The 7,525-nt window shown below is 66.1% G+C and carries 4 protein-coding genes and 1 tRNA gene; 4 read left to right on the top strand and 1 reads right to left on the bottom strand.

Going from position 1 to position 7,525, the window contains the following annotated elements; all coding sequences use genetic code 11:
• The first annotated feature begins 4 nt into the window (after nt 1-4).
• Nucleotides 5-81, top strand: a tRNA-Met gene (locus ABNS06_RS03585).
• Nucleotides 82-190: 109 nt separating this feature from the next.
• Here the strand turns inward: ABNS06_RS03585 and ABNS06_RS03580 are convergent.
• Entirely contained in the window at nt 191-3,805 is a 3,615-nt protein-coding gene (locus ABNS06_RS03580) for a hydantoinase B/oxoprolinase family protein (protein ID WP_348672615.1), read from the bottom strand.
• A 316-nt stretch (nt 3,806-4,121) separates the two neighbouring features.
• Here ABNS06_RS03580 and rimP point away from each other — a divergent pair, with 316 nt between their 5' ends.
• The 3 genes from rimP to ABNS06_RS03565 all read left to right on the top strand — a co-directional run.
• The gene (rimP, locus tag ABNS06_RS03575; RefSeq protein WP_348672614.1) at nt 4,122-4,568 is read left to right on the top strand and encodes a ribosome maturation factor RimP; all 447 of its coding nucleotides are present in this window, start codon (nt 4,122-4,124) and stop codon (nt 4,566-4,568) included.
• Nucleotides 4,569-4,597: 29 nt separating this feature from the next.
• On the top strand, nt 4,598-6,139 hold the full coding sequence (nusA, locus tag ABNS06_RS03570) for a transcription termination factor NusA (protein ID WP_348672612.1): 1,542 nt from the start codon (nt 4,598-4,600) through the stop codon (nt 6,137-6,139).
• A 49-nt stretch (nt 6,140-6,188) separates the two neighbouring features.
• Nucleotides 6,189-7,525, top strand: a 1,337-nt coding sequence (locus tag ABNS06_RS03565) for a translation initiation factor IF-2 N-terminal domain-containing protein (RefSeq protein ID WP_348672611.1), incomplete at its 3' end; no start/stop codon positions are given.

The raw sequence follows: 7,525 nt of genomic DNA, 5'->3' as shown, positions 1-7,525 counted from the left end.
CTGGTGCGGGGTGGAGCAGCCAGGCAGCTCGTCGGGCTCATAACCCGAAGGTCGCAGGTTCGAATCCTGCCCCCGCTACCAACCGAATACGAAAGCCCTGCCTCTGGCAGGGTTTTTTCGTTTCAGGTCAGATAGATCGGTCACATGACTCATGTGAATTCTGATCCCGGTTGCCGCCTCGCGGGCGGGCTCAGCGTGAAGACTCGCCCCAGCCCCAGCCCCCGCCACCCGGTGTAAGAATCTCGATCCGGTCGCCTGCCTCTACCTCGACACGAGCCTGCGCACCCAGGTCGCGACGCTCGCCGGTCCGGCGTATCAGCGTGTTCACGCCCGCCGCGCCATCCTGGCCTCCATGCAAACCCCGGGGGGCGCGGGCACGCTGCGAACTGAGCACACTGATTTCCATCGGCGTCAGCAGGGTTAGCCGGCGAATGGCTCCACAGCCGCCCGGGTGGCGGCCCGCACCTCCGGAGCCACGCCGGATCCCGAAGCTGTCGACGCGCACCGAGTGACGCCGCTCCAGGGTTTCGACGTCGGTCATTCGCGAGTTGGTCATGTGCGTCTGCACCGCGTCGGTACCGTCGAATCGCTCTCCGGCGCCCGCACCTCCGCAGATGGTTTCGTAGTACTGCTCCGTCGCGTTCCCGAAGCTCAGGTTGTTCATCGTGCCCTGCGCGTGGGCGCAGGCATCGAATGCTTCCAGCAGCGCGTTGACGACGGCCTGCGAGGTTTCCACGTTGCCGGCCACGACGGCTGCCGGCGGCTCGGGGTTGAGCAGACAGGACTTTGGCAGGATGAGCTCGACCGGGCGCAGACAGCCGTCGTTCAACGGGATGGGCCGGTCCAGCAGGCAGCGCAGCACGTAGAGGACCGCGGCTCGGGTGATCGCCGCCGGGGCGTTGCGGTTGCCCGGATGCTGTGCACCGGTGCCGGTGAAATCCAGTACCAGCCGTCGTGACTCCGCGTCCGGCCGCAGCGTTACCCGGATCGGCGTCCCATCGTCCAGTGTCACCTCGCCATGGCCGGGCTTCATGCCAGGGATCAGCGCCCGCACACAGTCCGCGGCGTGGGAAAGAATGTGCTGGAGATAGCGCTGGGTCGGCTCCGCCCCGAACTGGCCGTCGAGTTGTTCGAGGCCGGCGATGCCCTGACGACAGGCGGCGACCTGCGCCCGCAGGTCGACCAGATTGAGGTCCGGCTGGCGTGCGGGGCGGGGGTTCTGGGCAAGGTGGGCTCGGATCGCGTCTTCGCGGAAACCCGATGCATCGACGATGCAAAGCCCGTCGAAGACGATGCCTTCCTCGTCCAGCACATAACTCTCGGCCGGCATCGAGCCGGGCGTGATGCCGCCGACGTCGGCGTGATGGGCGCGGGCGGCCACCAACTGCACCAGCCGGTTGTTCGCATCGAAGCGGGGCGCGACGACCGTCAGATCGGGCAGATGCGTGCCGCCGAGGTACGGATTGTTCAGCAGCCAGGCGCTGCCGGGTGTCAGCGCGGTGCGATGACGCTCCAGCAGGGACTGGACCGCTGCGCCCATCGACCCCAGATGAACCGGAATATGCGGTGCGTTGGCCACCAGCTCGCCGTCGGCGGTGTAGATCGCGCAGGAAAAATCCATGCGCTCCCGCACGTTCACCGAATGCGCCGTGCGGCGCAGCGCCTCACCCATTTGCTCGGCAATGGCCATCAGCCGGTTGTGAATGATTTCCAGCCGTACCGGGTCGGCGATTCCCGCGTCGTCACGATTCAGCCGTTTCACCGTGGCGGAGCGCCGCAGGCGCAGGCCGCCCGGTACGCGGGTGGCGGTCCAGCCGGGTTCGACCACGATGGTGCTGTTGGGCTCGGTGATCAGCGCCGGCCCCTGGACCTGCCGTCCGTCGGTCATGCGTTCTCGGGCGATGAGTCGGGCATCCCGTTCGGCCAGGTGTCCGTCCGCTTTCGCCCAGAAGCGGATGCGTCCATCGCTCCAGTCGTCCGCGGTTCCGATGCTGCCTGCCGCCAGCGTGTGACCGCCGCCGGCGGCCTCGACGGTGATCGAACGCAGGCGAATCGCTCGTGCCTCGTCGGCGAACCCGAACACCTGCCGGTGGCGGTCCAGGAATGAAGGCTCCAGTTCCGTGAGTCTGCGAAATGGGACCGTGAGCGTCGTGTCCGAGCTATCGAATTGCAGATCAGCCTGGGTTTCGATGTGAATCCGGGTGGCCGGGACGCCTTGCGCCTCCAGCGCCTCGCGCGCCTGCGCGGCGGCAGTGTCGATTCCGCTTTCCAGCGTTGCCGGGTCGCAGTCGCCCAGCAAGCGGTCAACGGCAATTTGCTGGAGGTTCGAGAGTTCGGACAGGCCGATCCCCAGCGCTGACAGCACGCCGGCGGCATCGGGGATGAAGACGTCCGACAGGTCCAGTGCCTCGGCGACCAGGCAGGCCATCTGACCACCGGCACCGCCAAACGCGGTCAGTGTGTAGTGCTCGGTGTCGATGCCCTGCTCGACGGTGATGCGACGGATCGCGTTCGCCATGTTCTCGGTGGCGATTTCCAGATAGCCGTAAGCCAGCGCTTCCAGCGGCGATGCACTCCCGGTGCCGTGCAAGCTGTTCCCCAGTACTTTCAGAGCCGAGCGTGATGCGTCGAGGTTAAGGGGGTGTTGCGCGTCGGGACCGAACACGGCCGGAAACCGTTCGGGGCGTAGCCGCCCCAGCAGAAGGTTGGCATCGGTCACCGCTGGCGGGCCGCCGCGGCCGTAGCAGGCTGGTCCCGGGTGCGCGCCGGCCGATTCCGGACCAACCACCGCCCGGCCGTCACGGGACAGGAGTCGTGATCCGCCGCCGGCGGCCACGGTGTGCAGCTGCACGCTGGGACTGCGCACATTCACGCCGGCGACCCGGGTGTCGTCGACGCGCTCGATGCGACCGGCAAAGTGGAATACATCGGTGGATGTGCCACCCATGTCGAATCCGATGATCTGTTGCAGGCCAAGCCGCTCCCCGGTCCTGACCGCGCCGACCACGCCGCCCGCCGGGCCGGACAGCAGGGCATGGCGGGCCCGAAAGCGATCGGCGTCGACCAGTGATCCGCTCGATTGCATGAAGCGGATCGTCACGCCGGGCAGCGCCTGGCGGAGGCCATCCGCGTAGGCCGACACGGCTGCCTGCAGATAGGCCTCGGCGGTTGCGGTCTGCATCCGCTCCAGAAAGCCGGGCAGCGGCGAGACCGCATGTGAGCAGACGACTTCCTCGAAACCGTACTCTGCGGCGATCTCGGCGGTGCGATGTTCGTGGCGACCGTCCACGGTCGCGTGAACGAAGGCAATGGCCACCGCCTCGCAACCGGCTTCACGCGCGCGGCGCAGGGCGTCGTGGACCGAGGCTTCATCCAGCGGATGGAGCACGGCGCCTCGCGCGTCCAGGCGTTCGGTGATTTCGAAATGCCGTGCCGCCAGTGGCGGCTCGCGGTGGATGTTCAGGGCGAACAACTCGGGCCGGCGCTGATCGCCGATGATCGGCAGGTCGCCGAAACCGGCGGTGATCAGCAACGCGGTCCGGCTGCCAGACCGCTCCAGCAAGGCGTTGGTCGCCACCGTGGTGCCTACGCGTAGCTCGACAATGCGTTCCGCGGGAATCGGTGCGCCACGCTTGACGCTCAGACACCGGCGGATGGCCTCCACCGTGGCGTCCTCGTAGTGGCCGGGATCGCGGGAAAGGAGCTTGCAGTGGCGCTGGACGCCCTCCGGGTCGACGGCAACAACATCGGTGAACGTGCCACCGCGATCGACCCAGAAGCGCCATCCCGCCGTCCTGTCACTCAAGTTGGTCATCCGCGCGGGGGAGGGTGAGGTTTGTTGCAGCGCACATATTCGGGTCGGTTCCGTTGGAATTTTTGCGGCTGGTTCATGGACGGGTGGTGAATGACACCTTGAGTGTCAAGGCGGTCATCCCTATAATTCCGCGCCTCATGCGGGGCGTTGGCCATGAGCCGAGAGGGCGTGATCGATTGCGCCCACGCCGACGTCTGAACGAATTGTATCGCCGGGCGGGCTGGTTGAACGGTCACCCGGCGAGCGGACCGGATAAGGGAGCCCCGACCGATCGGGGCTTTTTTATTCTTGAGGAGCAACGCGAATTTTGCAGCGGGAACTGACAGCACTGATCGAGCCGGTCGTCGAGTCACTCGGCTACGAGCTCGTGTGGTTGCAGCTCGCCGCTGGAGACGGTGACCAGTTGATGCGTCTGTACATCGATCATCCGGACGGGATCGTTGTCGAGGACTGCGAGCGCGTGAGCCGTGAGGTCAGTGCGCTGATGGATGTCGAGGATCCGATTTCCGGGCACTACACCCTGGAGGTGTCGTCGCCGGGGCTGGATCGGCCGCTGGTCAAGCCGGAGCATTTCGATGCCTTCACCGGGTCGGAGATCAAGCTGCGTCTGGTCGACAGCATCGAGGGCCGCAAGCGGTTCCGCGGTGTGCTGACCGCCCGGGCGGACGGCGAGATCGAGATGCTGGTGGATGGGACGTCGCATCGTTTTGCGTTGCGCGATATTGAGTCGGCGCGTCTGGTGCCGGAGATATAGGTGGAAGAGTCCTGACAATGGCGGGTGAAATGAACAAGAACGTACTGCTCGTGGTCGACGCGGTGTCCAATGAGAAGGGCGTCGAAAAGGACATCATTTTCGAAGCCATCGAAATGGCGCTGGCGTCCGCGACCCGGAAAAAGAACGCCGAGGACATCGACGCCCGTGTCGAGGTGAACCGCCAGACCGGTGCCTACAGCACCTTCCGTCGCTGGGAGGTCGTTCCGGATGACGCGCCGCTGGCGGACGAGGCGGACGAGGACTACGAAGGTCCCGTGTTCATCGCCGAGTCGCGTTCGCTGCGGTTGTCCGATGCGCAGAAGCAGTATGACGGTATCGAGGTCGGCGACTTCGTCGAGGAGCCGATGGAATCGGTCGAGTTCGGCCGCATCGCCGCGCAGGCCGCCAAGCAGGTCATCGTGCAGAAGGTGCGCGAAGCCGAGCGGGCGCAGGTGGTCGAGGCCTATCAGGATCGCGTCGGCGAGTTGATCACCGGTCTGGTCAAGCGCATGGAGCGTGGCGCGGTGATCATGGACCTGGGCGGTAATGCCGAGGCGATCATCCCGCGCGACCAGCTGATTCCGCGCGAGCCGATGCGTCCGGGTGACCGCGTGCGCGGATTCCTTTATGACGTGCGCCCCGAGCCGCGTGGCCCGCAGTTGTTCGTGAGCCGCACGCGGCCGGAATTCCTGATTGAGCTGTTCCGCATGGAAGTGCCGGAAATCGGTCAGGGCCTGATCGACGTCAAGGGTGCGGCGCGTGATCCTGGCCTGCGGGCGAAAGTGGCCGTGCTGGCGAAGGACAAGCGCATTGATCCGGTCGGCGCCTGCGTGGGCATGCGCGGCTCGCGCGTGCAGAGCGTGTCCAACGAACTGGCCGGCGAGCGCGTGGACATCGTGCTCTGGGACGACAACCCGGCGCAGTTCGTCATCAATGCGATGGCACCCGCCGATGTCGCGTCCATCATCATGGACGAGGACTCGCACGCCATGGACGTTGCCGTTGACGGCGAGAAGCTGGCGCAGGCCATCGGCCGAGGCGGTCAGAACGTGCGTCTGGCCTCCGAGCTGACCGGCTGGACGCTGAACGTGATGACGATCGAGGACGCCGAGAGCAAGGGCGAGGACGAGGCCGAGCGGCTGATCGAACTGTTCCGCAATCAGCTTGACGTCGACGAGGAAGTCGCCGTCATTCTCGTGCAGGAAGGCTTCACCTCGATCGAGGAAATCGCCTATGTGCCGGCCGAGGAGCTGACGCAGATCGAGGAATTCGACGAGGGCATTGCCGAGGAATTGCGCAACCGGGCCCGCAACGTGTTGCTGTCCCGCGCCATCGGTGGCGGCGAGGGCGACAAGGCCCAGCCGGCCGAGGATCTCGTCAGCCTGCCCGGCATGACCGAGGTGATTGCCTACGCGCTGGCCGCCGAGGGTTTCACCAATCGCGAGGAACTGGCCGAAGCCGCGACCGACGAGATCGCGGGTCTTGGTGGCCTGACGGAAGCGAAATCGGCCGAATTGATCATGGCTGCACGCGCCCACTGGTTTGAGGATGAGGAAGCTGCGGCGGACTGAACCCGATCGCAACTCCACCCCATCCACGATTTGAATTGAGAGGACTCGAATGGCTGATATGACAGTCCAGGACCTGGCCAAGGAAGTCGGCATCGCCGTCGATGCGCTGCTGACCAAACTTGCGGATGCCGGGATCAAGGCCACGAGCGCCGACTCCGCGATTTCCGACGAGGACAAGCTGCAGTTGCTGCGTCATCTGCGGACTGGCTCGGGCTCGGTGAAGTTGTCGACTTCCGCTGACAAGCGCATCTCCGTGCCGTCGCGCAAGCGTAGCCAGCTCAAGGTCACGGGCCAGCGAGGTTCGCCCGCGCGCACGGTGAACGTGGAGGTGCGCAAGCGTCGGACGTTCGTGCGTCGTGATCCCGAAGCGGAGAACGCCGCTGCGGCCGAGCATGAGGCGCAGGCACGTCAGGCCGAAGAGGAAAAGGCACGGCTGGAGGCGGAAGCCGCCGAACAGCGCGCGGCCGAGGAAAAGGCTGCTGCCGAGGCACAGGCCGAGGCCGAAGAGGCGGCGCGTCTGGCCGCCGAGAAGGCGGAAGCCGAAAAGGCCGCTGCCGCCGAAGCCGAGGCGCAAGCCAAGGAAGAGGCGAAGGCCGAACCCAAGCCGGCCGAGGACGAGACGCCCGAAGTAGCCGCCGAGAAGCCGGCCGAGGAAACCCCGGCTGAAGAAGCGCCGGCCGCAGAGGCGGCCGAACCGGCTGCCGCCGACGACAAGGCCGAGGACGGTAGTCCCAAGCGTCGCGTCATCGCCGACGAACTGGCTCGAGGCGAACTGGAAGCCGCGCGCCGCCGTGCCGCGGAGAATCTCCGTCGCGCAGCGAAGGCGCCGCCACCGACCCAGCAGCAGCGGAACAAGAAGGAAGAGGAACAGCGCCGCCGCGAGGAACTGCATGTCGCCAAGGGCAAGGCAGGTCGTCGTCGCAAGTCCGGACGCTCGCCGTCGCGCGTGAAGGTGAAGACCGAGCACGGGTTCGCCAAGCCCACCGCACCGGTGATCCGCGAAATCGAAGTGCCGGAAGCCATTACCGTCGGTGATCTGGCTCAGCGCATGGCGATCAAGGCCACCGATCTCATCCGCGACATGATGAAGATGGGCGAGATGGCGACCATCAACCAGGTGCTGGACCAGGACACCGCGACCCTGCTGGTCGAGGAAATGGGCCACACCGTCAAACGCACCAGCGAGGCGGATCGCGAGGAATCGCTGATTCAGGGTGCGGTCGGTGCGTCCGACGACTCGATCGAGAAGCAGCCACGTCCGCCGGTCGTGACCATCATGGGGCACGTCGACCACGGCAAGACTTCGTTGCTGGATTACATCCGCAAGTCGCGTGTCGCCGCTGGCGAGGCGGGCGGAATCACCCAGCACATCGGCGCCTACCATGT

Source organism: uncultured Abyssibacter sp., assembly GCF_964000955.1.
In the GTDB taxonomy this organism is placed as follows: Bacteria; Pseudomonadota; Gammaproteobacteria; order Nevskiales; family OUC007; genus Abyssibacter.
The sequence above is the reverse complement of the archived record's forward strand: the minus strand, read 5'-3'. Positions and strand labels throughout refer to the sequence as shown.